Source organism: Sphaerotilus sp. (genome assembly GCF_013299175.1).
GTDB lineage: Bacteria > Pseudomonadota > Gammaproteobacteria > Burkholderiales > Burkholderiaceae_C > Sphaerotilus.
The window spans coordinates 1-26,033 of record NZ_JAAFKF010000053.1 but is presented as its reverse complement, the minus strand read 5'-3'; the positions used below and the strand labels follow the sequence as shown (position 1 = coordinate 26,033).

At 67.0% G+C, this 26,033-nt stretch carries 28 protein-coding genes and 2 pseudogenes; 17 read left to right on the top strand and 13 right to left on the bottom strand.

What is annotated here, in order from left to right; translation table 11 throughout:
• From QZW52_RS10825 to QZW52_RS10765, 13 genes are all read left to right on the top strand, one after another.
• Positions 1 to 378: NADH-quinone oxidoreductase subunit D-related protein (locus tag QZW52_RS10825; RefSeq protein ID WP_473964389.1), on the top strand; the 378-nt coding region annotated here is incomplete at its 5' end.
• Positions 379 to 411: 33 nt separating this feature from the next.
• Positions 412 to 909, top strand: coding sequence for an NADH-quinone oxidoreductase subunit NuoE (nuoE, locus tag QZW52_RS10820; RefSeq protein ID WP_293998444.1), 498 nt, complete (start codon positions 412 to 414; stop codon positions 907 to 909).
• Positions 910 to 927: 18 nt separating this feature from the next.
• Complete coding sequence (nuoF, locus tag QZW52_RS10815; RefSeq protein ID WP_293998442.1) at positions 928 to 2,280, top strand: NADH-quinone oxidoreductase subunit NuoF; 1,353 nt, start codon at positions 928 to 930, stop codon at positions 2,278 to 2,280.
• Positions 2,273 to 4,588, top strand: a complete 2,316-nt coding sequence (gene nuoG / locus QZW52_RS10810; RefSeq protein ID WP_293998439.1) for an NADH-quinone oxidoreductase subunit NuoG — start codon at positions 2,273 to 2,275, stop codon at positions 4,586 to 4,588. The genes nuoF and nuoG overlap by 8 nt, the downstream gene beginning before the upstream one ends.
• A gap of 19 nt (positions 4,589 to 4,607) precedes the next feature.
• On the top strand, positions 4,608 to 5,666 hold the full coding sequence (nuoH, locus tag QZW52_RS10805) for an NADH-quinone oxidoreductase subunit NuoH (protein ID WP_293998436.1): 1,059 nt from the start codon (positions 4,608 to 4,610) through the stop codon (positions 5,664 to 5,666).
• A gap of 26 nt (positions 5,667 to 5,692) precedes the next feature.
• Positions 5,693 to 6,190 carry an NADH-quinone oxidoreductase subunit NuoI gene (gene nuoI, locus QZW52_RS10800; protein ID WP_293998433.1) on the top strand — a complete coding sequence of 166 codons (498 nt, stop codon included), beginning with the start codon at positions 5,693 to 5,695 and terminating at the stop codon, positions 6,188 to 6,190.
• Between the two features lie 3 nt (positions 6,191 to 6,193).
• Positions 6,194 to 6,847, top strand: a complete 654-nt coding sequence (locus QZW52_RS10795) for an NADH-quinone oxidoreductase subunit J (RefSeq protein WP_293998431.1) — start codon at positions 6,194 to 6,196, stop codon at positions 6,845 to 6,847.
• Entirely contained in the window at positions 6,844 to 7,149 is a 306-nt protein-coding gene (gene nuoK / locus QZW52_RS10790) for an NADH-quinone oxidoreductase subunit NuoK (protein WP_293998429.1), read from the top strand. Before QZW52_RS10795 ends, nuoK begins: the two co-directional genes overlap by 4 nt.
• A 22-nt stretch (positions 7,150 to 7,171) precedes the next feature.
• Positions 7,172 to 9,199, top strand: coding sequence for an NADH-quinone oxidoreductase subunit L (gene nuoL, locus QZW52_RS10785; protein ID WP_293998426.1), 2,028 nt, complete (start codon positions 7,172 to 7,174; stop codon positions 9,197 to 9,199).
• A gap of 16 nt (positions 9,200 to 9,215) precedes the next feature.
• Positions 9,216 to 10,688: an NADH-quinone oxidoreductase subunit M gene (locus tag QZW52_RS10780; protein WP_293998423.1), complete on the top strand. Its 1,473-nt coding sequence runs from the start codon at positions 9,216 to 9,218 to the stop codon at positions 10,686 to 10,688.
• A gap of 19 nt (positions 10,689 to 10,707) precedes the next feature.
• The gene (nuoN, locus tag QZW52_RS10775) at positions 10,708 to 12,189 is read left to right on the top strand and encodes an NADH-quinone oxidoreductase subunit NuoN (protein WP_293998421.1); all 1,482 of its coding nucleotides are present in this window, start codon (positions 10,708 to 10,710) and stop codon (positions 12,187 to 12,189) included.
• Positions 12,189 to 12,488, top strand: a complete 300-nt coding sequence (locus tag QZW52_RS10770) for a DUF2818 family protein (protein ID WP_293998418.1) — start codon at positions 12,189 to 12,191, stop codon at positions 12,486 to 12,488. Before nuoN ends, QZW52_RS10770 begins: the two co-directional genes overlap by 1 nt.
• Positions 12,489 to 12,490: 2 nt before the next feature.
• Positions 12,491 to 13,126 (top strand): NUDIX domain-containing protein, encoded by a 636-nt coding sequence (locus QZW52_RS10765; protein ID WP_293998416.1) that lies wholly within the window; start codon positions 12,491 to 12,493, stop codon positions 13,124 to 13,126.
• Between the two features lie 19 nt (positions 13,127 to 13,145).
• On the opposite strand, the gene QZW52_RS10760 is transcribed toward QZW52_RS10765, so the two are convergent.
• Positions 13,146 to 14,582 carry an FAD-binding oxidoreductase gene (locus tag QZW52_RS10760; RefSeq protein WP_293998415.1) on the bottom strand — a complete coding sequence of 479 codons (1,437 nt, stop codon included), beginning with the start codon at positions 14,580 to 14,582 and terminating at the stop codon, positions 13,146 to 13,148.
• Positions 14,583 to 14,597: 15 nt separating this feature from the next.
• Positions 14,598 to 15,032 carry a DUF2069 domain-containing protein gene (locus QZW52_RS10755; RefSeq protein ID WP_293998413.1) on the bottom strand — a complete coding sequence of 145 codons (435 nt, stop codon included), beginning with the start codon at positions 15,030 to 15,032 and terminating at the stop codon, positions 14,598 to 14,600.
• A gap of 51 nt (positions 15,033 to 15,083) precedes the next feature.
• Here QZW52_RS10755 and QZW52_RS10750 point away from each other — a divergent pair, with 51 nt between their 5' ends.
• The gene (locus tag QZW52_RS10750; protein ID WP_293998411.1) at positions 15,084 to 16,181 is read left to right on the top strand and encodes a YihY family inner membrane protein; all 1,098 of its coding nucleotides are present in this window, start codon (positions 15,084 to 15,086) and stop codon (positions 16,179 to 16,181) included.
• On the opposite strand, the pseudogene QZW52_RS10745 reads toward QZW52_RS10750, so the two are convergent.
• Both QZW52_RS10745 and QZW52_RS10740 read right to left on the bottom strand, forming a co-directional pair.
• A pseudogene (locus QZW52_RS10745) lies at positions 16,090 to 16,533 on the bottom strand (alpha/beta hydrolase); the annotation flags it as partial. The gene QZW52_RS10750 and the pseudogene QZW52_RS10745 sit on opposite strands and share 92 nt — an antisense overlap.
• A gap of 5 nt (positions 16,534 to 16,538) precedes the next feature.
• Positions 16,539 to 17,849 carry an O-acetylhomoserine aminocarboxypropyltransferase gene (locus QZW52_RS10740; protein ID WP_293998409.1) on the bottom strand — a complete coding sequence of 437 codons (1,311 nt, stop codon included), beginning with the start codon at positions 17,847 to 17,849 and terminating at the stop codon, positions 16,539 to 16,541.
• 86 nt (positions 17,850 to 17,935) lie between these two features.
• Here QZW52_RS10740 and QZW52_RS10735 point away from each other — a divergent pair, with 86 nt between their 5' ends.
• Positions 17,936 to 18,400: a CBS domain-containing protein gene (locus QZW52_RS10735; protein ID WP_293998407.1), complete on the top strand. Its 465-nt coding sequence runs from the start codon at positions 17,936 to 17,938 to the stop codon at positions 18,398 to 18,400.
• Here the strand turns inward: QZW52_RS10735 and QZW52_RS10730 are convergent.
• Positions 18,391 to 18,981, bottom strand: coding sequence for a HAMP domain-containing protein (locus QZW52_RS10730; protein ID WP_293998406.1), 591 nt, complete (start codon positions 18,979 to 18,981; stop codon positions 18,391 to 18,393). The genes QZW52_RS10735 and QZW52_RS10730 overlap by 10 nt on opposite strands.
• Before the next feature lie 147 nt (positions 18,982 to 19,128).
• Complete coding sequence (locus QZW52_RS10725) at positions 19,129 to 19,695, bottom strand: chemotaxis protein CheW (RefSeq protein WP_293998405.1); 567 nt, start codon at positions 19,693 to 19,695, stop codon at positions 19,129 to 19,131.
• Between the two features lie 149 nt (positions 19,696 to 19,844).
• On the opposite strand from QZW52_RS10725, the gene aroC reads away from it, so the two are divergent.
• Complete coding sequence (gene aroC / locus QZW52_RS10720; protein WP_293998404.1) at positions 19,845 to 20,954, top strand: chorismate synthase; 1,110 nt, start codon at positions 19,845 to 19,847, stop codon at positions 20,952 to 20,954.
• Between the two features lie 14 nt (positions 20,955 to 20,968).
• Here aroC and QZW52_RS10715 read toward each other — a convergent pair whose 3' ends face one another.
• The 6 genes from QZW52_RS10715 to QZW52_RS10690 form a co-directional block, all read right to left on the bottom strand.
• Positions 20,969 to 21,421, bottom strand: coding sequence for a chemotaxis protein CheW (locus QZW52_RS10715; RefSeq protein WP_293998402.1), 453 nt, complete (start codon positions 21,419 to 21,421; stop codon positions 20,969 to 20,971).
• A gap of 5 nt (positions 21,422 to 21,426) precedes the next feature.
• Positions 21,427 to 21,705 carry an STAS domain-containing protein gene (locus tag QZW52_RS10710; protein WP_293998400.1) on the bottom strand — a complete coding sequence of 93 codons (279 nt, stop codon included), beginning with the start codon at positions 21,703 to 21,705 and terminating at the stop codon, positions 21,427 to 21,429.
• Positions 21,702 to 22,097 (bottom strand): response regulator, encoded by a 396-nt coding sequence (locus QZW52_RS10705; protein ID WP_293998398.1) that lies wholly within the window; start codon positions 22,095 to 22,097, stop codon positions 21,702 to 21,704. The genes QZW52_RS10710 and QZW52_RS10705 overlap by 4 nt, the downstream gene beginning before the upstream one ends.
• 23 nt (positions 22,098 to 22,120) lie before the next feature.
• The gene (locus QZW52_RS10700) at positions 22,121 to 23,014 is read right to left on the bottom strand and encodes a hypothetical protein (protein WP_293998396.1); all 894 of its coding nucleotides are present in this window, start codon (positions 23,012 to 23,014) and stop codon (positions 22,121 to 22,123) included.
• 112 nt (positions 23,015 to 23,126) lie between these two features.
• Positions 23,127 to 23,825 (bottom strand): esterase, encoded by a 699-nt coding sequence (gene ypfH, locus QZW52_RS10695; RefSeq protein WP_293998395.1) that lies wholly within the window; start codon positions 23,823 to 23,825, stop codon positions 23,127 to 23,129.
• 51 nt (positions 23,826 to 23,876) lie between these two features.
• Positions 23,877 to 24,971, bottom strand: a complete 1,095-nt coding sequence (locus QZW52_RS10690; RefSeq protein WP_293998393.1) for a threonine aldolase family protein — start codon at positions 24,969 to 24,971, stop codon at positions 23,877 to 23,879.
• A 95-nt stretch (positions 24,972 to 25,066) separates the two neighbouring features.
• On the opposite strand from QZW52_RS10690, the gene QZW52_RS10685 reads away from it, so the two are divergent.
• Positions 25,067 to 25,462, top strand: a complete 396-nt coding sequence (locus QZW52_RS10685) for a COG4315 family predicted lipoprotein (RefSeq protein WP_434738315.1) — start codon at positions 25,067 to 25,069, stop codon at positions 25,460 to 25,462.
• Positions 25,463 to 25,477: 15 nt separating this feature from the next.
• On the opposite strand, the pseudogene QZW52_RS10680 reads toward QZW52_RS10685, so the two are convergent.
• A pseudogene (locus QZW52_RS10680) lies at positions 25,478 to 26,033 on the bottom strand (glycine dehydrogenase (aminomethyl-transferring)); the annotation flags it as partial.

The window sequence follows — 26,033 nt, the reverse complement described above, 5'->3', positions numbered from 1 at the left end:
AACCGCATCATCCAGCAGTGCGTGGACTGGCTGCGCAAGAACCCCGGCCCCGTCATCACCAGCAACCACAAGGTCGCGCCGCCGTCCCGCGTCGAGATGAAGACCTCGATGGAAGAGCTGATCCACCATTTCAAGCTTTTCACCGAAGGCTTCCATGTGCCCGAAGGCGAGGCGTATGCCGCCGTCGAGCATCCGAAGGGCGAATTCGGCATCTACCTGATCAGCGACGGTGCCAACAAGCCCTACCGCATGAAGATCCGCCCGCCCGGTTATGTGCATCTGGCTGCCCTCGACGAGATGTCGCGCGGCCACATGATCGCCGACGCCGTGGCCATCATCGGCACGATGGACATCGTGTTCGGCGAGATCGACCGCTGACCGACCGCTGCTATTCCGGAAGCGACGAACCCCATGTTCAGTGAAGCCACCCTGGCGCGTTTTGCGCGCGAAGTTGCCAAGTACCCCGCCGACCAGAAGCAGTCGGCGGTGATGGCCTGTCTGTCGATTGCCCAGCAGGAACTGGGCTGGGTCTCGGCCGAAGCGGAGGCGGCCATTGCCAACGTGCTCGGCATGGCCCCCATCGCGGTGCGCGAGGTCACGACCTTCTACAACATGTACAACCAGCGCCCGGTCGGACAGTTCAAGCTGAACGTCTGCACCAACCTGCCGTGCCAGTTGCGCAAGGGGCAGCAGGCGATGGACTACCTGTGCGAGAAGCTGGGGGTCGAAGACGGTGGCACGACGGCGGACGGCTTGTTCACGGTGCAGAAGTGCGAGTGCCTGGGCGCTTGTGCAGATGCTCCGGTGATGCTGGTCAACGACCGCCAGATGGTCAGCTACATGAGCAACAGCCGCCTCGACGAACTGGTCGCCACGCTCCAGGCGCACGCCAAGGCTGCGGTCAACTGAACCAGGGCGGACAAGCACATGACTCTGGACCTCTCCAAATTCCAGGCAACGGGTGTCGAGACCTGTTTCCATGACCGGCACATCAACCCGCAGATCTACGCCGGGCTGGATGGCAGCAACTGGCGCCTGAAGGACTACGAAGCCCGTGGTGGCTACCAGGCGCTGCGCAAGATCCTCGCCCAAGGTGAGGGTGCGGGCATGACCGCCGATCAGGTGATCGCCGACGTGAAGGCGTCCGGGCTGCGCGGCCGTGGGGGCGCAGGCTTCCCGACGGGTCTGAAGTGGAGCTTCATGCCGCGCGCGTTGCCGGTGCAGAAGTACCTGGTCTGCAACTCGGACGAAGGCGAGCCGGGGACATGCAAGGACCGCGACATCCTGCGCTTCAACCCGCACATCGTCATCGAAGGCATGGTCATCGCCGCCTACGCGATGGGCATCTCGGTTGGCTACAACTACATCCACGGTGAAATCTTCGACGCGTACGACCGCTTCGAGGAGGCGCTGGAAGAGGCTCGCGCCGCCGGCTATCTGGGTGCCAGCATCCTCGGCAGCAAGCACAGCTTCCAGTTGCACGCCTTCCACGGCTTCGGCGCCTACATCTGCGGTGAAGAAACCGCGCTGCTGGAGTCGCTCGAAGGCAAGAAGGGCCAGCCGCGCTTCAAGCCGCCGTTTCCCGCGAGCTTCGGTCTGTATGGCCGTCCGACGACGATCAACAACACCGAGACGTTTGCGGCCGTGCCCTGGATCATCCGCAACGGTGGTCAGGCGTACCTGGAGTGCGGCAAGCCGAACAACGGCGGCACCAAGATCTTCTCGATGGTCGGTGACGTGGAGCGTCCCGGCAACTACGAGATCCCGATGGGCACGCCGTTCGCCAAGCTGCTGGAGCTGGCCGGTGGTGTCAAGGGTGGCAAGAAGCTCAAGGCGGTGATCCCGGGTGGCTCGTCGTCACCCGTGCTGCCCGCCGACGTGATGATGAACTGCACGATGGACTACGACTCCATCAGCAAGGCCGGCTCCATGCTCGGGTCGGGCGCGGTCATCGTGATGGACGACACCCGCTGCATGGTCAAGAGTCTGCAGCGCCTGTCCTACTTCTACGCGCACGAATCCTGCGGCCAATGCACCCCCTGCCGCGAAGGCACGGGCTGGCTGTCGAAGATGGTGGACCGCATCGAGACCGGCCACGGCCGCCCTGACGATCTGGCGCTGCTCGACAACGTGGCCGAGAACATCATGGGCCGCACCATCTGTGCGCTGGGGGACGCGGCAGCGATGCCGGTGCGCGGGATGCTCAAGCATTTCCGCCACGAATTTGTCCACCACATCGAACACAAGACCTGCATGGCCGGGACGAACCAACATGGTTGAAATCGAACTCGACGGCAAGAAAGTGTCCGTGCTCGAAGGCAGCATGGTGATGCATGCCGCTGAAGCCGCGGGCACCTACATCCCGCACTTCTGCTACCACAAGAAGCTCTCGATCGCCGCGAACTGCCGCATGTGCCTCGTGGACGTGGAAAAGGCGCCGAAGCCCATGCCCGCCTGCGCCACGCCGGTGACGCAGGGCATGATCGTGCGCACCAAGAGCGACAAGGCACTGAAAGCCCAGCAGTCGGTGATGGAGTTCCTCCTCATCAACCATCCGCTGGACTGCCCCATCTGCGACCAGGGCGGCGAGTGCCAGTTGCAGGATCTGGCGGTGGGCTACGGCAAATCGGCTTCGCGCTATGAAGAAGAAAAGCGCGTCGTCTTCCACAAGGAGGTCGGTCCGCTGATCTCGATGGAAGAGATGAGCCGTTGCATCCACTGCACCCGCTGCGTCCGTTTTGGCCAGGAAATCGCTGGCCAGATGGAACTCGGCATGCTGCAGCGCGGCGAGCACGCCGAGATCACCACGTTTGTCGGCCAGACGATCGACTCCGAGCTGTCGGGCAACATGATCGACATCTGCCCGGTCGGTGCGCTGACGAGCAAGCCCTTCCGCTACTCGGCCCGCACCTGGGAACTCTCGCGCCGCAAGAGCGTCAGCCCGCACGATTCGACGGGTGCCAACCTGATCGTCCAGGTGAAGAACCACAAGGTGCTGCGCGCGGTGCCGCTGGAAAACGACGCCGTCAACGAATGCTGGATCGCCGACCGCGACCGCTTCAGCTACGAGGCGCTCAACAGCGACGCTCGCCTGACGCAGCCCATGCTCAAGCAGGGTGGTCAGTGGAAGCCGGTGGACTGGACGACCGCGCTCGAATATGTCGCCAATGGCCTGAAGAACATCGCCGCCCAGCACGGTGCCGCTTCGGTGGGTGCGCTGGCCTCGGCCATGAGCACGAACGAAGAGCTGTTCCTGCTGGCCGAGCTGGTGCGGGGTCTGGGCAGTCAGAACATCGACCACCGCCTGCGCCACAGCGATTTCCGCACCGAAGCCGGGGCCGTGCGCTGGCTGGGTCTGCCGATCGCCGAGCTGTCCACGCTGGACCGCGTGCTGGTGATCGGCTCCTTCCTGCGCAAGGACCATCCGCTGTTCGCACAACGCCTGCGCCAGGCCACCCGCCGCGGTGCCAAGGTGATGCGTGTCGGCGCGCTGTCGGACGACTGGGCGATGAGCGTGGCGGGCGAGATCGTCGCGGCGCCGTCGGACTGGCTGTCGGTGCTGATCGAGGTCGCTGCCGCGGTGGCCACCGCCAAGGGCGTGACTGCACCGCTGTCGGTGACGCCGGGCGAGCAAGCGCAAGCCATCGCCAACGCACTGCTGTCGGGCGAGCGCAAGGCGGTGCTGCTGGGCAACGCCGCCGCCGCCCATCCGCAGGCCGCCGAGCTGCTGTCGATTGCCAACTGGATCGCCGAGCAGACCGGTGCCCGCTGTGGCTACCTGGGGGACGCGGGCAACAGCGTCGGTGCCCAACTGGTGGGTGCGCAGCCGGGGCAGGGCGGTCTGGATGCGGGTCAGATGCTGGCCAAGTCGCTCAAGGCGTACCTGCTGTTCAACACCGAGCCGGTGCTGGACGCTGCCAACGCTGCGCTGGCCGCCAAGTCGCTGCAGGCCGCCGAAATGGTCGTCGCGTTCAGCCCGTTCCAGGCGAATGTCGAGTTCGCCGACGTGCTGCTGCCGATCGCGCCGTTCACGGAAACCGGTGGCAGCTTCGTCAACGCCGATGGCCGCGTGCAAAGCTTTCATGGTGTCGTGCGTCCGCTCGGCGACACGCGTCCGGGCTGGAAAGTGCTGCGCGTGCTGGGCAACCTGCTGGGTTTGAACGGCTTCACGCAGGAGTCGGTCGAGGACGTGCGCGCCACGGCGGGATTGACGGAGGCCGCCAAGGTCGTGTCCCGTCTGTCCAACCGCAGCAACACCGCACCGCAACCCGTCACCGCGCCGGCCGGCCTGCAGCGCATCGCCAACGTGCCGGTCTACGCCACCGATGCAGTTGTGCGCCGTGCTCCGTCGCTGCAACAGACAGCGGACGCCAAGGCTCCGCTGGTGGCCCTGAACGCCGCACTCTGGGCGCAACTGGGCTTGCAGGATGGCGCCAAGGTGCGTGTGCAGCAGGGCGGGGGCAGTGTCGTGCTGCCGGCCGCACTGGATGCCACGCTGGCGCCCAACACCGTCCGCGTGAGCGCCGGTCATCCCTCCACCGCCGCCCTGGGAGCCGTGTTCGGTGCCCTGAGCGTCGAACGCGCCTGAGCCGCAGAAGGACCGAATGATGCTGGACACCCTGCAAACCGTCGGCGCCGCGACCCTGGGAGGTGCATGGCCTGTGGTCTGGACACTGCTGAAGATCGTCGCGTTGCTGCTGCCGCTGATGGGCTGCGTCGCCTACCTGACCCTGTGGGAACGCAAGGCCATCGGCTGGACCCAGATCCGCCCCGGCCCGAACCGCGTGGGTCCATGGGGCCTGCTGACCCCGATCGCCGACGCCGTGAAGCTGATCTTCAAGGAGATCATCGCCCCGACCGCCGCGAACAAGGGCCTGTTCTTCCTCGGCCCGATCATGACCATCATGCCGGCGCTGGCCGCATGGGCGGTCGTGCCGTTCGGTCCCGAAGTCGCGCTGGCCAACGTCAACGCCGGTCTGCTGTTCCTGATGGCGATCACCTCGATGGAGGTCTACGGCGTGATCATCGCCGGCTGGGCATCGAACTCGAAGTACGCCTTCCTGGGTGCGATGCGGGCGTCGGCACAAATGGTCAGCTACGAAATCGCGATGGGCTTCTGCTTCGTGGTCGTGCTGATGGTCGCCGGCAGCCTGAACATGACCGACATCGTCATGAGCCAGACCAAGGGCCGCTTCGCCGACATGGGCCTGAACTTCCTGTCGTGGAACTGGCTGCCGCTGTTCCCGATTTTCATCGTTTACTTCATCTCCGGTCTGGCCGAGACCAACCGCCACCCCTTCGACGTGGTCGAAGGCGAAGCGGAAATCGTGGCCGGTCACATGATCGAGTACTCGGGCATGTCGTTCGCCATGTTCTTCCTGGCCGAATACGCCAACATGATCCTGGTGTCGATGCTGGCCGTGCTGATGTTCCTGGGCGGCTGGGATGCACCGGTGTCCTTCCTGTCGTTCCTCCCCGGATGGATCTGGCTGGGCATCAAGACCTTCTGCGTCGCGACCATGTTCCTGTGGGTGCGTGCGACCTTCCCGCGCTACCGCTATGACCAGATCATGCGCCTGGGCTGGAAGATCTTCATCCCGATCACCCTGGTGTGGCTGGTGGTGGTGGGTCTGTGGATCCAGTCGCCCTGGAACATCTGGCAATAACCCGAGCCCGCGAGAGGAAAACAACCATGTCCGCCGTGGCCAGTGTCAAGGATTTTGTCTCCAGTTTCATGCTGCTTGAGTTGCTCAAGGGCATGAAGCTGACGGGGCGTCACTTCTTCCAGCGCAGTGTGACTGTGCAGTTTCCGGAAGAGAAGACGCCGATGTCGCCGCGTTTCCGTGGCCTGCATGCCCTGCGCCGCTACGAGAACGGCGAGGAACGCTGCATCGCCTGCAAGCTGTGCGAGGCCGTGTGCCCCGCGATGGCGATCACCATCGAATCGGACGTGCGCGCCGACGGCAGCCGCCGCACCACGCGCTACGACATCGACCTCACCAAGTGCATCTTCTGCGGCTTCTGCGAAGAGAGCTGCCCGGTCGATTCGATCGTCGAGACGCACATCTTCGAATACCACGGTGAAAAGCGCGGCGACCTGTACTTCACGAAGGACATGCTGCTGGCCGTCGGCGACCGCTACGAACAAGAGATTGCAGCCAACAAGGAGGCGGACGCCAAGTACCGCTGAACCATGGACACCACCTCCGCGCTCTTCTACGTTTTCTCCGCCGTGCTGCTGCTTTCGGCGTTCCGCGTCATCACGGCCAACAGCCCGGTCCACTCCGCGTTGTTCCTCGTGCTGTCCTTCTTCAGCGCCTCGTGCATCTGGATGATGCTGCATGCCGAGTTCCTCGCGATCTCGCTGGTGCTGGTGTACGTCGGCGCCGTCATGGTGCTGTTCCTGTTCGTGGTGATGATGCTGGACATCAACATCGCGCAGTTGAAGCAGGGGTTCTGGACCCACTTTCCGGTGGCCGCTGCCGTGGGCGTGGTGATCGCGCTGGAGATGGCCTGGGTGCTGCAGCGCGGCTTCAACACCTCGGTGGTCAAGCCGATGGCCGGCATCGCCGGCATGCCCAACACCAAGCTGCTGGGTGTCGAGATCTATACCCGCTACCTCTATCCGCTGGAAATCGCGGCCGTGCTGCTGCTGGTGGCGATCATTGCCGCCATCGCACTGACCCTGCGCCGCCGCAAGGACGTGCGCGGCCAGAACCCGTCGGAGCAGGTCAAGGCGAAGAAGGCCGATCGCCTGCGCATCGTGAAGATGGCGCCGGTACGTGAACTGGCCTCCGTGCCCGCTGCTGCACCCGCCACCGACGCCGTCCCGAAAGGAACCGCATGATCTCGCTCGGACATTACCTGACGCTGGGCGCGATCCTGTTCGCGATCTCCGTGGTCGGCATCTTCCTGAACCGCAAGAACCTGATCGTGCTGCTGATGGCCATCGAGCTGATGCTGCTGTCGGTCAACCTGAACTTCATTGCCTTCTCCCACTACCTGGGTGACATGGCCGGTCAGGTGTTCGTGTTCTTCATCCTGACGGTGGCAGCGGCCGAATCCGCGATCGGCCTGGCCATCCTGGTCGTGCTGTTCCGCAATCGCGCCACGATCAACGTGGACGAACTCGATTCGCTGAAGGGCTGACGCCAAGGGAAGCACCAGAAAAATGACTCAGCTCTCGCAATCGATGCTGCTGGCCGTGCCGCTTGCCCCTCTGGCGGGCGCGGTGATCGCCGGCTTCTTCGGCAAGTCGGTCGGCCGTGCCGGCTCGCACGTCGCCACCATTTTGGGCGTGCTCATCGCCTTCATCCTGTCGGCCATGACGCTCAAGGCGGTCGCGCTGGATGGCGCCCGCTTCAACCAGACCGTCTACGAATGGATGGTGCTCGGTGGCCTGAAGATGGAAGTCGGCTTCATGATCGACGGCCTGACCGCGATGATGATGTGCGTCGTCACCTTCGTGTCGCTGATGGTCCACCTCTACACCATCGGCTACATGGAAGAAGATCCAGGCTACCAACGCTTCTTCTCCTACATCTCGCTGTTCACGTTCTCGATGCTGATGCTCGTCATGAGCAACAACTTCCTGCAACTGTTCTTCGGCTGGGAAGCCGTGGGTCTGGTGTCCTACCTGCTGATCGGTTTCTGGTTCAAGAAGCCGACGGCGGTGTTCGCCAACATGAAGGCGTTCCTGGTGAACCGGGTCGGGGACTTCGGCTTCATCCTCGGCATCGGTCTGGTCTGTGCCTACGCCGGCACCCTGAACTACACCGAGACCTTCGCCAAGGCGGGGGAGCTGTCAAAGATCGTCTTCCCGTATGACACCTGGGGCGGTGACTGGATGCTGATCACGGTGATCTGCATCTGCCTGTTCATCGGCGCGATGGGCAAGTCGGCGCAGTTCCCGCTGCACGTCTGGCTGCCGGACTCGATGGAAGGCCCGACCCCGATCTCCGCGCTGATCCACGCCGCGACCATGGTGACGGCGGGCATTTTCATGGTGGCGCGCATGTCGCCGCTGTTCGAGCTGTCGGACACCGCGCTGAACTTCATCCTGGTCATCGGTTCGATCACGGCGCTGTTCATGGGCTTCCTGGGCATCATCCAGAACGACATCAAGCGCGTGGTCGCGTACTCGACGCTGTCGCAACTGGGTTACATGACGATGGCGCTCGGCGCGTCGGCCTACTCGGTCGCCGTGTTCCACCTGATGACGCACGCTTTCTTCAAGGCGCTGCTGTTCCTGGGTGCCGGCTCGGTCATCATGGGCATGCACCACGACCAGGACATCCGCAACATGGGCGGCCTGCGCAAGTACATGCCCATCACCTGGATCACGTCGCTGCTGGGTTCGCTCGCACTGATCGGCACGCCGTTCTTCTCGGGCTTCTACTCGAAGGACTCGATCATCGAGGCCCTGCACGCCAGCACGCTGCCTGCCGCGCCGATCGCCTACGCGGCGGCCATCATCGGCGTGTTCGTGACCGCGTTCTACTCGTTCCGGATGTACTTCCTCGTCTTCCACGGCAAGGAACACTTCCACCACAAGCCGTTCCCGGGTGAACACGACCACCACGACGAGGACGACCACGGCCACGGTGCCCACGCCCACACGCCGCACGAGTCGCCGTGGGTGGTGACGGTCCCGCTGCTGCTGCTGGCGATCCCGTCGGTGGTCATCGGCTACCTGACGATCCAGCCCATGCTCTACGGCGATTTCCTGAAGGATGCGATCTCCGTGAACCTGCACGCGCACCCGGCGATGGAAGAGCTGGCGCAGGAGTTCCATGGTGCGGCGGCCATGGCGATGCATGCGTTCGGCACGCTGCCTTTCCTGCTGGCTCTGGGTGGTGTCGTGACGGCCTACGTGTTCTACATGCTGGTTCCGGCCGTCCCGGCGTTCTTCGCCCGTGCGCTGGCGCCGCTGGTGACGGTGATGGAAAACAAGTACTACATGGACTGGATCAACGAGAACATCCTCGCTGCAGGCGCCCGCCTGCTGGGGCGCGGCCTGTGGAAGATCGGCGACGTGGCGATCATCGATGGCCTGGTGGTCAACGGTTCTGCCCGTCTGGTGGGCTGGATCGGCTCGCTCGTGCGGCTGTTCCAGACCGGCTACATCTACCACTACGCACTGGTCATGCTTGTCGGCGTCTTCGCGCTGATGACGTGGTTCGTGTGGCTGCATCGCTGAGCGGAGGGACGACACCATGGCATACCTCTCTCTTGCGATCTGGATTCCCATTGCTTTCGGCGTGCTGCTGCTGGCGATCGGGCGTGACGACCAACCCAAGGCCGCCCGCTGGATCGGCCTGATCGGTGCGCTGATCGGCTTTGCGGTCACGCTGCCGCTGGTCTCCGGCTTCGACACCACCACTGCCGCGCTGCAGTTCCAGGAAAACCTCGCCTGGATCCCGCGCTTCAATATCCGCTACCACCTCGGCGTGGACGGTATCTCGGTGTGGTTCGTCCTGCTGACAGCGTTCATCTCGATCATCGTCGTGCTGGCCGGCTGGGAAGTCATCACCGACCGGGCACACCAGTACATCGGCGCTTTCCTGATCATGTCGGGCCTGACGGTCGGCGTGTTCTCGGCCGCCGACGGCATGCTGTTCTACGTGTTCTTCGAAGCGACCCTGATCCCGATGTACATCATCATCGGCCTCTGGGGCGGCCCGCGCCGGGTCTACGCCGCGATCAAGTTCTTCCTGTACACGCTGGCCGGCTCGCTGCTGCTGCTGCTGGCACTGATCTTCCTGTACTACAAGTCGGGTGGCAGTTTCGACATCCTGACGTGGCACAAGCTCCCGCTGCCGATCGGTGCGCAGACGATGCTGTTCTTCGCCTTCCTCGCGGCGTTCGCGGTGAAGGTGCCGATGTGGCCGGTTCATACCTGGTTGCCGGACGCCCACGTCGAAGCCCCCACGGGTGGCTCCATCGTGCTGGCCGCGATCATGCTGAAGCTCGGCGCCTACGGGTTCCTGCGGTTCTCGCTGCCGATCGCCCCGGACGCCTCGCACGAGTGGTCGGGTCTGCTGGTCACGCTGTCGCTGATCGCGGTGGTCTACATCGGTCTGGTCGCCATGGTGCAGACCGACATGAAGAAGCTGGTGGCGTACTCGTCGATCGCGCACATGGGCTTCGTCACCCTGGGCTTCTTCTACTTCAGCGAACTGGGCATTTCCGGCGGTCTGGTGCAGATGATTTCCCACGGCTTCGTGTCGGGCGCGATGTTCCTGTCGATCGGCGTCCTGTACGACCGCGTGCATTCGCGTGAAATCGCCTCCTATGGTGGCGTCGCCAACACCATGCCCAAGTTCGCGGCGTTCGCGGTATTTTTCGGCATGGCCAACGCCGGCTTGCCGGGCACGGCGGGCTTCATCGGCGAGTGGATGGTGATCCTCGGTGCCGTGCAGTACAACTTCTGGATCGGCATGCTGGCGGCGAGCGCGCTGATCTTCGGCGCAGCCTACACGCTGTGGATGGTCAAGCGGGTCTACTTCGGCGAGATCGCCAACGACCATGTGCGCGACCTCACCGACATCAACGCCCGCGAATTCCTGCTGCTGGCCGTGCTGGCGACCTGCACGCTGGCGATGGGCCTGTACCCGAAGCCCTTCACCGACGTGATGCATGTGTCGGTGACGGAGCTGATCCGCCACGTCGGCGTGTCGAAACTGTGATCCTGGAGCACTGCACCCCATGACTGCAATGAATTGGCTCGCGGTGTATCCCGAGATCTTCCTGCTGGTGATGGCCTGCGTCGTCGCGCTGGCCGACCTGTTCGTGACCGACCCGAAGCGCACGCCCACGCATGTGCTGAGCCTGCTGACGCTGGTGGCGCTGGCGGGCATGCACTGGGTGTCCTTCAACGAAGGGCAAACCTACTACGCGATGAACCGCATGGTGGTGATGGACCCGATGGGCCACCTGCTGGCCCTGTTCGCGACCATCGCCGTGGCCGTGACCCTGGTGTACGCACGCCCCTATGCCGAGAGCCGCGAGATGCTCAAGGGCGAGCTGTACACGCTCAGCCTGTTCTCGCTGCTGGGCATCTCGATCATGGTGTCGGGCAACAACCTGCTGACCCTGTACCTCGGCCTCGAAGTGATGAGCCTGTCGCTGTACTCGCTGGTGGCCCTGCGCCGTGACCATGCGCAGTCCACCGAAGCGGCGATGAAGTACTTCGTGCTGGGCGCGCTGGCCTCGGGCTTCCTGCTCTACGGCATGTCGATGATGTACGGCGCGACCGGCTCGCTCGACCTCGGCAAGATCTTCGACGCCATCGGCAAGGGCGAGGTCAACCGCCAGGTGCTGGTGTTCGGCCTCGTGTTCATCGTCTCCGGTCTGGCGTTCAAGCTGGGCGCCGTGCCTTTCCACATGTGGCTGCCCGACGTGTACCAGGGTGCGCCGACAGCGGCCACGCTGCTGATCGCCGGTGCGCCGAAGATCGCGGCCTTCGGCATGACGATCCGCCTGCTGGTGGACGGCATGCTCGGTCTTGCCGTGGACTGGCAGCAGATGTTCATGGTGCTGGCAGTGTGCTCGCTGCTGGTGGGCAACCTGGCCGCCATCGCGCAGACCAACCTCAAGCGCATGCTGGCCTACTCCACCATCGCGCAGATGGGCTTCCTGCTGCTCGGCCTGCTGGCGGGCGTGGTCAACGGCAACACGCTGTCGGCCGCCAACGCCTACAGCTCTGCCATGTTCTACATCATCACCTACGTGGTGACGACGCTGGGCACCTTCGGCCTGATCATGCTGATGGCCCGTGCGGGCTTCGAGGCAGAAGAGATTGCCGACCTGTCCGGCCTCCACCGCCGCAGCCCGGTGCTGGCCGCCGTGATGGGCATCTTCATGTTCTCGCTGGCGGGTGTGCCGCCGATGGTCGGTTTCTACGCCAAGCTGGCCGTGCTGCAGTCGCTGATCTCGACCAATGACACCCTGCACCTGCAACTGGCGGTCTTCGCGGTCGTGATGTCGCTGATCGGTGCCTTCTACTACCTGCGCATCGTCAAGGTCATGTACTTCGAAGAGCCGACCGACACCTCTGCGATCGCCATGCCTGCCGACGCGCGTGCGGTGCTGTCGCTCAACGGGGCGGCCGTGCTGCTCCTGGGCATCCTGCCGGGTGGTCTGATGGCCATGTGTGCCCAGGCCATCGTCAAGGCGCTGGCAACCTGATGTCGTCGGCCGCATCGGTCTGGCTGGTGTTGCTGCTGGCGGTGCTGCTGGCCAATCTGCCGTTCTTCAATGACCGGCTGCTGGCGGTCGGTCCCCGGCGGCCGGGCAAGGGTGTGGCGGTGCGCCTGCTGGAGCTGATGCTCTGCACGGCGGTGACGATCGGTCTCGGGCGCTGGCTGGAAGGCCGCAACAGCCAGACGGCCGAGCAGGGCTGGCAGTTCTATGCCGTGCTGGCCTGCGTGATGCTGACGCTGGCCTTCCCCGGCTTCGTGTGGCGACATCTGCGCCGATCACACTGACCATGGACTCCGATCCCATGTCCTTGCCGCCACTGAACGCATTGCCTGCCGACGACGCCCACCTGCGCGAGGTCTGTGCGCAGTCGCGCGAGGCGTACCGAGGACATTTCCTCCAGGTGCGCCAGGACGACGTGCTGTTGCCCGATGGCAACACGGCCAACCGTGAATACATCGTCCACCCCGGTGCGGTGATGGTCGTGCCGCTGCTGGACGACGGTCGGCTGGTGATGGAGCGGCAATACCGCTACCCGATGCACCGCGCGTACCTCGAATTCCCGGCCGGCAAGCTCGAAGCCGGTGAACCGGGCATCGTCTGCGGCGTGCGCGAGCTGTTCGAGGAAACCGGCTTCCGGGCGGCCGAGTGGGCCTGCGCTGGCGAGCTGCACAACGCCATCGCCTACTCCAGCGAGCGCATCGAGGTCTGGTTCGCCCGCGGACTGGTGGCCGGCGAGCGGCAGCTCGATGCGGGTGAATTCCTCGACGTGTTCGCCGCCACCGAGGCTGAGCTGGCGGACTGGATCGCCGATGGCCGTGTCACCGACGCCAAGACCATGGTCGGCCTGCTGTGGCTGCAGCAGTGGCGTGCCGGACGCTGGGCCTTGACCTGGAAGCCGGCAGACGCCTGGGCTCACGACTGACCCCTGACGGGGCGGGGCCTCAGAGCATCCGGCCTGGATTCATGCGCTGGTCCGGGTCGAGCGCCTGCTTGATCGCCCGCATCAGCGACAGCGCCACCGGCGACTTGCGCTGCGCCAGCTCTTCCCGCTTCAGTGCCCCGATGCCGTGCTCGGCCGAGATGGAACCGCCGTGCGCCTGCACCGCGTCGTAGACCAGCGTGTTGACCGCGTGCTCCTGCTGCGCCAGAAACGCTGGCGCCGAGGCCCCCAGCGGCGCCTGCACGTTGTAGTGCAGGTTGCCATCGCCGAGGTGGCCGAAGTTGACGAGCCGCACGCCCGGAAACGCCCGCGCCAGTGCCGCATCCGTGCTGGCCACGAACGCGGGAATGCGCGAGACGGGCAAGGCGATGTCGTGCTTGATGTTGAGACCTTCCTCGGCCTGTGCCATGGAGATCGATTCGCGCAGGTGCCACATCGCCCGCGACTGCGCCACGGACGTGGCCACCGCCGCGTCGGTGATCACCCCGGACTCCAGCGCCGCCTCCAGCAGGCCCTCGAACACGGTCCGGGCGTGTTCGGCGCTTTCGGCGTCGGAGACTTCGAGCAGCACGGTCCACGGCGCTGGCGGCAGTGGCTGCGGGATCTGCGGGAAGTGCTTGCGCACCAGCGACAGGGCGCAGTCGCTGACCACCTCGAAGCCGGTCAGTGAAGCCGCTGCCCGCCCTTGTGCCAATTGCAGCAGCGCCACGCACTGCGCCACCGAATCACAGGCCGCCAGCGCCGTCATCGAGGCAGCCGGCTGCGGATACAGGCGCATCACGGCCGCGGTGATCACGCCGAGCGTGCCTTCGCTGCCGATGTAGAGGTGGCGCAGGTCGTAGCCGGTGTTGTCCTTGCGCAGCCCGCTCAGACCGTCCCAGACCTCGCCGTCCGGTGTCACCACCTCCAGCCCGAGGCAGAGTTCGCGCGCGTTGCCATAGCGCAGCACCTGGGTGCCGCCGGCATTGGTCGAGAGATTGCCGCCGAGGGTGCAACTGCCTTCCGCTGCCAGACTCAGCGGCAGCAGCAACCCCGCTGTCTCGGCTGCCGCCTGCGCCGCCTGCAGCACGCAGCCGGCCTCGACCGTCATGGTCAGGTTGGCCGCGTCGATGGCGCGCACCCGGTTCAGCCGCCCCAGGTTGAGCAGGATCTGCGTGCCCGAGTCGTCCGGCACCGAGCCACCCACCAGCCCGGTGTTGCCGCCTTGGGGCACGACCGCTGTGCCGTGCCGGGCACACGCGCGCAGCACCGCCGCCACCTCGGCCGTGCTGCCGGGCCGCACCACGGCCAGCGCGCGGCCGTGCCAGCGTTTGCGCCAGTCGCGCTCATAGGCGCCGAGGTCTCCGCCCTGGAGCACATGGGACTCACCGACCGCGGAGCGCAAATCGGTCAGGAGCGTGGAAGGAAACGGGACAGGGGCGGGCGACGGGGAGGACATGGACACGCTCCGTTTTCAGGCCGCGGCGGGGGCCACCGTGGCGGAGGTCTGGCGCCCCGCTGCAAGCCGCGCACGGACATGCCAGGCACAGGCCGTGAACAGGAGTACCGCCAGCAGGGTTTCGACACCTGCCAACAGCACCTCCCGCCCCGGCGCGCTGTTGACGCGCACGGCACCCTCGGCCGCGTACAGCCACACCGCCAGGCTCAGCCAGCGGTAGGTGTAGAGCTTCATGCGCCACAGTCCGGGCAGGGCCAGCAGCAGCGGGATCACCTTGATGGCCAGCGTGCCGGTGCCGGTGCGGGCCAGCGACAGCTCCCAGAGCAGACCCAGCACGGCGAGTGCCACGCAGGTGCAAAAGGCCAGCCAGCGGCTGCGCTGCACGGAGAGGGTCGGGACAGGCGCCGAGATGGGGGCAGTGGCAGTGGCAGTGGCGTTGGGATCGGTCATCGTCGTGCTGGCGGTTCAGCGTTGTCATTTCGGCTTTGGCATGATAGCCACATGAACCCACTCAGCCGTCGCTGGGCCGCCTTTCAGCGTTGGCCCTGGCTCGACACGCTGCGCACCCTGCGCCAGCGTTTCCGCGAAGACCGCCTCGGCATCACCGCCGGCAGCCTCACCTTCACCACCATGATCTCGCTGGTGCCGCTGGCGACCGTGACCTTTGCGCTGTTCACGGCGTTCCCGATGTTCGCGAGCTTCCGCAAGGCGCTGGAGGTGTATTTCCTGCAGAACCTGGTGCCGGATGCGATTGCCCGCCCCGTGCTCAAGCAGTTGACGCTGTTCGCCAGCAAGGCGAGCCAGGTCGGCGCGGTGGGTCTGGTGGTGCTGGTGTTCACGGCGATCGCGCTGCTGCTGACCATCGACCGCTCGCTCAACGCCATCTGGCGCGTCCGGCAGACCCGGCCGCTGGCGCAGCGCGTGCTCGTGTACTGGGCCACGGCCACGCTGGCGCCGCTGGTGCTGGGCGTGAGCCTGTCCGTGACCTCGTATGCGGTGTCGGCGTCCAGCGGGGTGGTGGAGTCGCTGCCGGGCGGTGTGTCGCTGCTGCTCGGCGTCGTGGAGCTTGGCGTGATGGCGGCCGGCATGTCCGCGCTGTTCAAGTTCGTGCCCAACACCCAGGTGCGCTGGAGCCATGCGGGACTCGGCGGCGTGTTCGTGGCGGTCGGGTTCGAGCTGGCCAAGCGCGGGCTGGCCTGGTATCTGGGTCTGGCTCCCACCTACACCACCATCTACGGTGCCTTCGCGACGCTGCCCATCCTGCTGAGCTGGATCTACCTGGGCTGGGTGATCGTGCTGCTGGGGGCCGTGATCGCGGCCTATGCGCCGAGTCTGCAGATGCGCGTGGTGCGCCACGCCGTCGCGCCTGGCTGGCGCTTCATGCTGGCACTGACGGTGCTGCGCGCGCTGGCACAGGCACAGGCCAGTCCGGCGCGTGGCGTGGCGCTGGTGGAGCTGTGCGAGCGGCTGCACCTCGATCCCTTGCAGGTCGATCCCATCATCGAGCAACTCCAGCGCCTGGCTGCCGTGCGGCGGTGGCGAGCAGCGCCGGTGAGACGCGCATCGGGTAGGCGGTGCCGACCAGGACGAGGTGGCTGATGGTGCCCGGCGCGGCGCGGCTGGTGGCTTCCAGCGCGATCAGCGACCCCATGCTGTGGCCGACCAGCGCCACCCGCGGCACACCGCGCGCAGCCAGCAACGCCAGCACGGCGTCGGCCATCGCCTCGACATCCGGCAACGCGGGGCCTGGGCTGCGGCCATGCCCCGGCAGATCGACGGCGAGCACGCCGTGGCCATGGTGGGCGAACCAGCGTGCCGCCAGCGTCCAGACACTGTGGTCGTTGAGCGCGCCGTGGACGAAGACGACACAGGGCAGGGCGGGATCGAACGGTCGGCCGCCCGTGTAGGCGTAGAGGCTCGGTGCGGCGGGGACCGTGGACGTGGAAGTCATGGGCATCACGCGGCTTTCTGCGCCACCTTGAGCGCGCGCTGGAGGTCGTCGATCAGGTCCGCGGGATCTTCGAGTCCGACCGACAGCCGGACCGTGCCGGGTCCGATGCCGGCGGCGGCCAGCGCGGCGTCGTCCATGCGGAAATGCGTGGTCGAGGCCGGGTGGATCACCAGCGAGCGCGCATCGCCCACATTGGCCAGGTGCGAGAACAGTTCCAGCGCCTCGATGAAGGCCCGCCCCTGTGCCCGCGTGCCTTGCAGGTCGAAGCTGAACACCGCGCCGCAGCCCTTCGGCAGCAGCCGTTGCGCGAGGGCGTGGTCCAGGTGGTCGGACCGGGACGGGTGGCGGATCTTGCCGACCAGCGGCTGGGTGGCGAGGAATTCGACGATGCGCTGGGTGTTCTCGACGTGGCGGGCCATGCGCAGCGGCAGCGTCTCGATGCCCTGCAGGACGAGCCAGGCGGTGTGCGGACTCATGCAGGCGCCCAGGTCCCGCAAGCCCTCGCGCCGCGCCCGCAGACCGAAGGCACCGACGGAGCTTTCTTCGGTGAACACCATGCCGTGGAAGCCGTCGTAGGGTTCGCACAGCGTGGCGCTGCGGCCGTGCTGCGCGTGGGCGGCGTCCCAGTCGAAGTGGCCACCGTCCACCAGCAGCCCGCCCACGACCGTGCCGTGGCCGCAGAGGAACTTGGTGGCCGAGTGCAGCACCAGCGCGGCCCCGAGGTCCAGCGGGCGCTGCAGCCACGGTGTCGTCAGCGTGGCGTCCACCAGCAGCGGCAGCCCGTGGTCGCGGCCGAGCTGCGCCAGCGTGGGGATGTCCAGCACGTCCAGCCCTGGATTGCCCAGCGTCTCGCCGAACAGCAGCTTCGTTTCTGGCCGGATCGCGGCGCGCCAGGCATCGTGGTCACCGGGGCGCACGAAGGTGGTGCGGATGCCCAGGCGTGGCAGCGTGTAGTGCAGCAGGTTGTGCGAACCGCCATAGAGCGAGCTGCTGGCGACGATGTGGTCTCCCGTACCGGCCAGCGTCGTGATCGCCAGCACCAGCGCCGCCTGGCCACTGGCGGTGGCCAGGCCGCCGACGCCGCCGTCGAGGGCGGCGATGCGCTCCTCCAGCACGGCGGTGGTCGGGTTGGACAGCCGGCTGTAGACATGACCGGCGCGCTCCAGGTTGAACAGCGAGGCCGCGTGTTCGCAGGAGTCGAAGACGAAGGAGGTGCTCAGGTGCAGCGGGACGGCGCGGGCACCGGTGCTCGGGTCGGGGGCGCTGCCGGCGTGCAGGGCGAGGGTGTCGAATCCGGGGGCGGAGGTTCCGGCCATCGGGGGCTCCTCAGGGTGATATTTGCGCGCATTGTGGGCTATATTGGCGCAACAGCTCCTGTAGTTCCAGCATTCGAGAGGCCACCATGCAAGTCAGCGACATCCTGCGTGTCAAGGGAAACACGCTCTACACCGCCACCCCGGACCACGCGCTGGCCGACGCCGTCAACCTCATGGCCGAGCGCGACATCGGCTCGCTGGTGGTGATGTCGCAGGGGCATCTCGTCGGGATGCTCACGTTCCGCGAGGTGATCCAGGCGGTCGTGCGCAATGGCGGCTCGCTGGGTTCGCTGCAGGTGCGCGGCGTGATGGACGCCCAGCCGCTGGTCTGTACCCCAGAGACCGAGATCGACGAGGTGCGCCGCATGATGCTGGAGCGCCATGCCCGCTACATGCCCGTGATGAGCGGCCACATGCTGATGGGCGTGATCTCGTTCTACGACGTGGCCAAGGCGGTGGTCGATAGCCAGGATTTCGAGAACCGGATGCTCAAGGCGTACATCCGCGACTGGCCAGCCGATGCCACCGAGCCGACCAGCGGTCAGGGCTGAGTGTTCACCAGCCGCAGGCGTGCCGTCGTCCGTGCGGCGGTGTGCGCTTGCGGCAGGTCGGCCGCTGCGTGCGGCCCGAGTCCGCTGTCCTGGGCCTCGCCGCCACCGCGCAGCCGCTCGGCGATGCGCTCCAGAGAGTCGCCGGATGTGGAGGTGGACGTGCTTGGCTGGGTGCTCCTGACCACGGTCTTGGCAGTGGCTGCAGCGTCTTCTTCCGGCAACACCACGGCCAGATAGTCCCCCAATTGCTCCAGCGCCACCAGCAGGCGGCCCGCCTCGTCCAGCCGCTCGACGCGGACACGGACGCCGTACTGTCCCCGCCCCAGCGCCTTCGTCATCCGATGGGCATCCTCCAGGGGGCGCAGGACTGCGCGGGTGTTCATCTGCAGCATCACCATGGCCACTCCCACCGCAGCCATCAGCAAGGCCGCCGACAGCAGCGCGAAGCGGCCTGCATGGGCCGAGCCGGTGACGGCCGGTAGCCACACCGTCCCGAAGGCCACGGTGGTCAGCCCCAGGGGCACCAGCGTGCCCAGGGCCAGTCGGGTCCGGAGGGAGGCGTGTCGTAAGCGGTCAACCATGGCGTGTTGCTTCCTGTGCCGTGCAAGTGCATGAACGTAACCAATTGTTATAGCTGCACCATGCCATAAAAAAGGCACGGTGCCCTTAACGCACCGTGCCCGAAACGAGTCTTGGAAGACTCGCGGCTGGAACTGGAGACATGGCGCTCACATGCCGGGCGCTGCAGACGTGGTGGACGTCAGGCCCAGGTCGTGGCTGCCCATGAGGCGTTCGATGTCGAGCAGGATCAACATGCGCTCCTGCAGACTGGCGATGCCGGTGATGAAGCGGATGTCCTGGTGGCTGTCCATGTCCGGGGCAGGGCGCACTGCTTCGCCGGGCAGCTCCAGCACATCCGACACCGAATCCACCACCGCGCCGACCACCCGACCGCGGATGTTCAGCACGATCACCACCGTGAAACCGTTGTAGTCGGCGTGCTCGCAACCGAACTTGATGCGCAGATCCACGATCGGCACGATCACGCCGCGCAGGTTCACCACGCCCTTGAAGCACGCAGCGGCGTTGGCGATGCGCGTCGGTGCCTCGTAGGAGCGGATTTCCTGCACCTTGAGGATGTCGATGCCGTACTCCTCGTGGCCGAGGCGAAAGGTCAGGTACTCGCCGCGCAGGTGGCGGGTGTCGCTGGGGCCATCGCCGTTGCGCTGGGTCGAGGACACGCCACTGCCGGTCGAGGGCCGCGGGGTGGTCGGGTGCTTCAGGGCCGTGCTCATCGTGGTCCTTGCGGTGCGTTGGCGTTGATTCTCAAGGGGTGCTGTCGCCCAGAGGACTGGAGCAAAGGGGCATAGACCCCCCAGTTCCCCGCCAAAACTCCCCGCCTACAATCACGCGATCCCCTCAGCGCACCCACCCACCCCGCACCATGTCCGGCAGCACCTTCGGTCTCCTGTTTCGCGTCACCAATTTCGGCGAAAGCCACGGCCCGGCCATCGGCTGCGTCATCGACGGCTGCCCCCCGGGGCTGGCGCTGTCCGAGTCCGACATCCAGCCCGATCTCGACCGCCGCCGCCCCGGCACCAGCCGCCACGTCACCCAGCGCAACGAGCCGGACCAGGTCGAGATCCTGTCCGGTGTCTACGAGGGGCAGACCACCGGCACGCCGATCTGCCTGCTGATCCGCAACACCGACCAGCGCAGCAAGGACTACGGCAACATCCTCGACACCTTCCGTCCTGGCCACGCCGACTACACCTACTGGCGCAAGTACGGCCTGCGTGACCCGCGCGGCGGTGGCCGGTCTTCGGCGCGGCTGACGGCGCCGATGGTGGCGGCCGGTGCCGTGGCCAAGAAGTGGCTGAAGGCGCAGTACGGCACCACCTTCCTCGGCTGGATGGGCCAGCTCGGCCCGATCGAGATCCCCTTCGAGGACGAGACACAGATCCCGTCGAACCCCTTCTTCGCTCCCGGCACCTCGCAGCTCGCGGCGCTGGAAACCTACATGGACGACCTGCGCCGCGCCGGCGACTCCTGCGGCGCACGCATCCAGGTCGTGGCCCGCGGCATGCCGGTCGGGCTGGGCGATCCGCTGTTCGACAAGCTCGATGCCGACGTGGCCTACGCCATGATGGGCATCAACGCGGTCAAGGGGGTCGAGATCGGTGCCGGCTTCGCCTCGGTCGCCCAGCGTGGCACCGAGCACGGCGACGAGATGACCCCGTCGGGTTTTCGCAGCAACAACGCCGGTGGCGTGCTCGGCGGGATCTCGACCGGGCAGGATCTGGTGGTGTCGATCGCCATCAAGCCGACCAGCTCGATCCGCACCCCGCGCGAGTCGGTCAACCGCGCGGGCGAGCCGACCACGGTGGAAACCTTCGGGCGCCACGATCCTTGCGTCGGCATCCGCGCCACGCCGATCGCCGAGGCGATGCTGGCGCTGGTGGTGATGGACCATGTGCTGCGGCACCGGGCGCAGTGCGGGGATGTGGAGCTGCCGATCGAACCGCTGCCGGGCGCCGTGCCGGCAGCGGACTGAGCGCGGCCCGGCGCCTAGCGACCGACCAGCGCCGCCGGATCGAGCACCGCGGGCAGGTCCAGCTCCGGCGTCGCTTCGCCCCGCACCCGCACGAGGCTGCGCAGATAGCGCGGCTCCACGGCGGTGCCCAGCGGCGGCACCGCCTCGTGCTCCATGTCGCTGGCCGCGAACACCTCGTCCACGGCATCGACCAGCATGCCCATGGGGGATGCGCTGTCGCTGGTGGCCCCACCCAGGTCCACCACCACGATGCACGTCCGCCGCCCGATCCGGGTCAACTCCAGCCCAAGACGGCGGCCGAGGTCGATCACCGGCACCACCGCGCCGCGCAGGTTCATCACCCCGCGCACGCAGTCCGGCATCAACGGCACGGGCGTGAGCGCACCGACTTCGAGGATTTCCTGCACCCGGTCCAGCCCGACGGCGTAGCGGCCCGGCCCGAGTGCGAAGCGCAGGTACTGGCCCACCGCGGTCAGCCGTGCGCGTCGGCCGGTGGGTCCGCCAGCAGCGCGACCAGTCCGGTGCGCTGCAGCACGCCCACCAGCGCAGGCGTGGCATTGCGCAGGTGCAGACCGTGGCCTTGCGCGGCCCGGCTGCGGCGCAAGGCCAGCAGCAGTTGCAGTCCCGCCGTGTCGCAGGCCGACACCTGCGCCACGTCCAGCGCCTCGTCCGGCCCGGCCTGCGCCAGCCAGTCGAGCAACTGCGTGCGGCGCCGGGCGGCGTGGCGGATGGTCAGATCACCGTCGATCACGGACACAGCCGCGCCACCGCATCCACGAGCTGCGACGGCTGGAAGGGCTTGGTGATCCAGGCCCGCACCCCTGCGGCGCGGCCTTCCGCTTTCTTGGCGTCCTGCGACTCGGTGGTCAGCATGAGGATGGGCGTGAAGCGGTGGTCGGCGGTCGTCTTGACGTGGCGCGCGAAGCTCAGCCCGTCCATGCGCGGCATGTTGACATCGCAGACGATCAGCGCCGGGGGATGCGTGTCGAGCCGGGCCACGGCGTCCTCGCCATCCACAGCCTCCACCACCGTGTAGCCGGCCTTCTGCAGGGCGAGCTTGACGACGGTGCGGAAACTGCTCGAATCGTCGATCACGAGGATGGTCTTGCCGGTGGCGAGGAGCGTGGGCGTGGAGGTGGTCATGGGGTGGCGTGCCTGGGTACGGGTCAGAAAAACTCGACGCTGCCGGCTTGCGACGGGGCATCGGACTGGCCGTGGTGGCGGGCGCGCTGCTCCTGCATCGTGTAGGAACGCTCCAGTTCGGCCAGCCAGCGCATGGCGTCGGCGTGGCTGGCGTGTTCGTTGTCGCGCATCCATGCGGTGAACCGCTGCATGTCGCGGGCGACGTTGTTCAAGGTCTGGCTGAGCCGGTCCTGGAACTGCATTCCCAGCAGCACGCGCTCCAGATCCTTCTCGATGCGCGTGCTCCACGACTGCAGCGCAGCGCAGGCGGCGGCCTCCGGCTCGGCATGCGCCACCGCCAGCGCGGCCAGCGACTGCCGGGCCTGCGCGAGCGCCTGGTCCTGGCGGGCGTGGTCGCTGCGGGTATCGGCGGCCACTTGCTGCGACAGCAGGGCCAGCGCCGCGCGGCGGTCGTCCAGCCGCTGCAGCGGCGTGGTGGCGTCGGGCAGGTGGGTGCGCAGGTCGGTTTCGACGGCGTCGAGCTGCACCAGCGACTCGGCGAGCTGCGCCAGGAGCTGCTCGCGGCGCTGGTGGGTGGTGTCCAGCGCGTCGAGCAGGCGGGTCAGGACACGGTGCTGGCCTTCGCCCATGGCCACCAATGCGGCGCAAGGGGTGGTGTCGGTGCCCGTGCTGGTGCCGGTATCCAGGCTGCGCCGACTCGCCGCCAGCAGGCCATCGCACAAGCGCGAGAAGGACTCCAGCAGATCACCGATGCCGCTTTCCACGGCCACCCGTGACGCTTCCACATGGCGCTGCCACACCGGCACCACCTCGGCCACCATCATGCGCGGCCCGTCGGCCAGTGCGGGGGTGTCCGGGTCCGCACGGGCGTCTTGGGGTGGAGCGCAATCGCAGTCGGACTGGGGGGGCAGCGGCATGGGGAGGGCGGACGAAGTGGAGGGCATTGCCTGCACTGTCGCGGCACTCCCCGGTGCGCAATCCCCGAAATTCAGCGCCGATTGGCGCGCAGTTCGTCCCGGATCGCCGTGTTCACGCGGATCCGGTCGGCGCGCCCGCCAGGCTCATCGCCTCGCGCCACAGCCGCGGCGGCACGTGGTGCGTCAGGCGAAAGATGGCCCGTTCCAGCAGCGCCGGATGCAGTGCATGGCCCACCTCGTCGGCGATGTCGAGCGTGGCGTCGCCGTTGTCCAGCGCCGCCACATGCTCGAACGCGGCCGTGGACTGCTGCGCCGGGATGACCGTGTCCTGTCCGCCATGGAAGAAGTGGAAGGTGGTCAGCGGCGGCGCCACGTCGGGCAGCCGTGCAAAGCGGCCCGAAAACGCCAGCACCCGCCCGACCAGATCCGGCGCCGCCACCGCTGCTTCGAGCGACACGATGCTGCCTTGCGAGAAGCCGACCAGCGCCGTCGCCGCCGCCCCCACGCCGAGGCGCGTCTGGTGGCCGCGCACCCAGTCGATCAAGGTTGGCACGACCGCCTGCACGCGCTCGATGCGGTTCTCCTCGGTGACGCCGACGACAGAGAACCACTGTCTGCCCTGGGCGGTGGGCGCGGCGTCGAAGGCATCGAAACCGTCTGGCAGCAGCAAGGCCGCCTGCGGGAAAGACGCCCGCAGCGCCTTGGCCAGTGGCACGAGATCGTCGGCGGATGCACCGACACCGTGCAGCAGGATGAAGAGTTGGGCGGGTGCGCCGGTGTCCGGCAGGCTCTGGATCAGGCGAGCAGTCATGGTGGTCCTTGGAGAGTGGGAGAGATCAAGGCGGATCGACCTGTCGAGCGGTCAGGTCGCGGCGCAGACCCGCACGATGTCGGCCGCGAAGGCATCGACCGACTCGGGCGTCGTGTCCCACGCGCACATGAAGCGGCAGCCACCCCCCGCGATGAACTGGTAGAAGCGCCAGCCCAGCGCGTGCAGGCGCTGGACGGCCGCGGGCGCGAGGCGAGCGAAGACGGCGTTGGCCTGGGGCGCATGCAGGCGTTCGACACCGTGTACATCCGCCAGCGCGCCGTACAGCCGCAGCGCCATCGCGTTGGCGTGGCGGGCATTGGCCAGCCAGGTGTCGTTTTCCAGCAGACCGAGCCACGGCGCCGAGATGAAGCGCATCTTGGACGCGAGCTGCCCTGCCTGCTTGACGCGGTAGGCGAAATCTTCCGACAGCGCCCGGTCGAAGAACACCACCGCCTCGCCGATCGGCAGCCCGTTCTTGGTCCCGCCGAAGCACAGCACATCGACCCCGGCGCGCCAGGTGATGTCGCTCGGGTGGCAGCCCAGCGTGGCCACCGCGTTGGCGAAGCGGGCGCCGTCCATGTGGACCTTCAGGTGGCGCCGCTTGGCGATCGCGGCGATGGCACGGACCTCCTCGACGCTGTAGACGGTGCCGAGTTCGGTCGCCTGCGTCAGGCTCACCACCTTGGGCTTGGGGTAGTGCAGGTCGTTGCGCTTGGTGACGAGGGCTTCCACGGCGTCGGGCGTGAGCTTGCCCAGCTTCGCGGCAGCACTTTCCCCTTCGGCGGTCAGCAGCTTGGAGCCGTTGGAGAAGAACTCCGGCCCGCCGCATTCGTCCGTCTCGATGTGCGCGACCGGGGTGCAGATCACCGAGTGGTAGCTCTGGCACAGCGAGGCCAGCGCGAGCGAGTTCGCCGCCGTGCCGTTGAAGACGAAGTAGACATCGCAGTCGGTCTGGAACAGGTCACGCAGCCGCTCCGAGACCTCCTGCGTCCAGCGGTCGTCGCCGTAAGCCGGCTCGTGGCCGCTGGTCTGGGCTTCCATGAACCAGCGCGCGGCGTTCGGGCACATGCCGGCGTAGTTGTCGCTGGCGAAATGCTGGCGTGCGGGCGTGGCCGCGGCGGCGGGGTCAGGGTACGGGGAACTCATGGGCGGAGATTGTCGCGCTGTTCGCGGGGCGAACCATGTGGCTATCCAGGAATTGAAACGGGTGCATCCTGAGGGCTTGTCCAGGAGACCATGCCATGACTTCCACGCCTTCCTCTGTCCGCCGTGTCCGCCTCGTGCTCACCGTCTCGGCTGCGCTGGTGCTCGGTGCCTGCGCCATGGTGGCACCGCCGCCACCGGCCATGACCGCCGGCGGCATGCTGACCGATGCGGCCGGCATGACGCTCTATACCTTCGACCGTGACACCGCCGGCCGCAGCGTCTGCAACGGCCCCTGCGCCAAGAACTGGCCGCCGCTGATGGCCCCGGCCGATGCGAAACCCCGCGGCGACTACAGCGTCGTCACCCGCGACGACGGCACGCGCCAGTGGGCCTACAAGGGCCAGCCGCTCTACACCTGGGTCAAGGACATGAAGGCCGGCGACACCACCGGCGACGGCGTCAACAGCGTCTGGCACACCGCTCGACCCTGACACAGGCCCAGTCGTTCAGTCGCCCGCGTAGTCACCCACCGGCAGGCACGAGCAGAACAGGTTCCGGTCTCCGTAGACGTTGTCCACCCGCCCGACCGGCGCCCAGTATTTGCCCCGGCGCAGGCTGGCCACCGGGTAGGCGGCGGTTTCGCGGGCGTAGGCGTGGGTCCAGTCGTTGGCGAGCAGGCTGGCCGCCGTGTGCGGGGCGTGCTTGAGCGGGTTGTCCTCGCGGGGCCAGGCGCCGGATTCGACCTGCGCGATCTCGCCGCGGATGGCGATCATCGCGTCGCAGAAGCGGTCCAGCTCGGCCAGCGGCTCGCTCTCGGTCGGCTCCACCATCAGCGTGCCCGCGACGGGGAAGCTCAGCGTCGGCGCGTGGAAGCCGTAGTCGATCAGCCGCTTGGCGACGTCCTCGGCGCTGATGCCTGACGAGTCCTTCAGCGGGCGCAGGTCGAGGATGCACTCGTGCGCCACGCCGCCGCCCTTCACGCCGTCGATGCCGCCGCTGAAGTGGATGTCGTAGTGGTCGGCCAGCCGGGCGGCGATGTAGTTGGCGCTCAGGATGGCGATT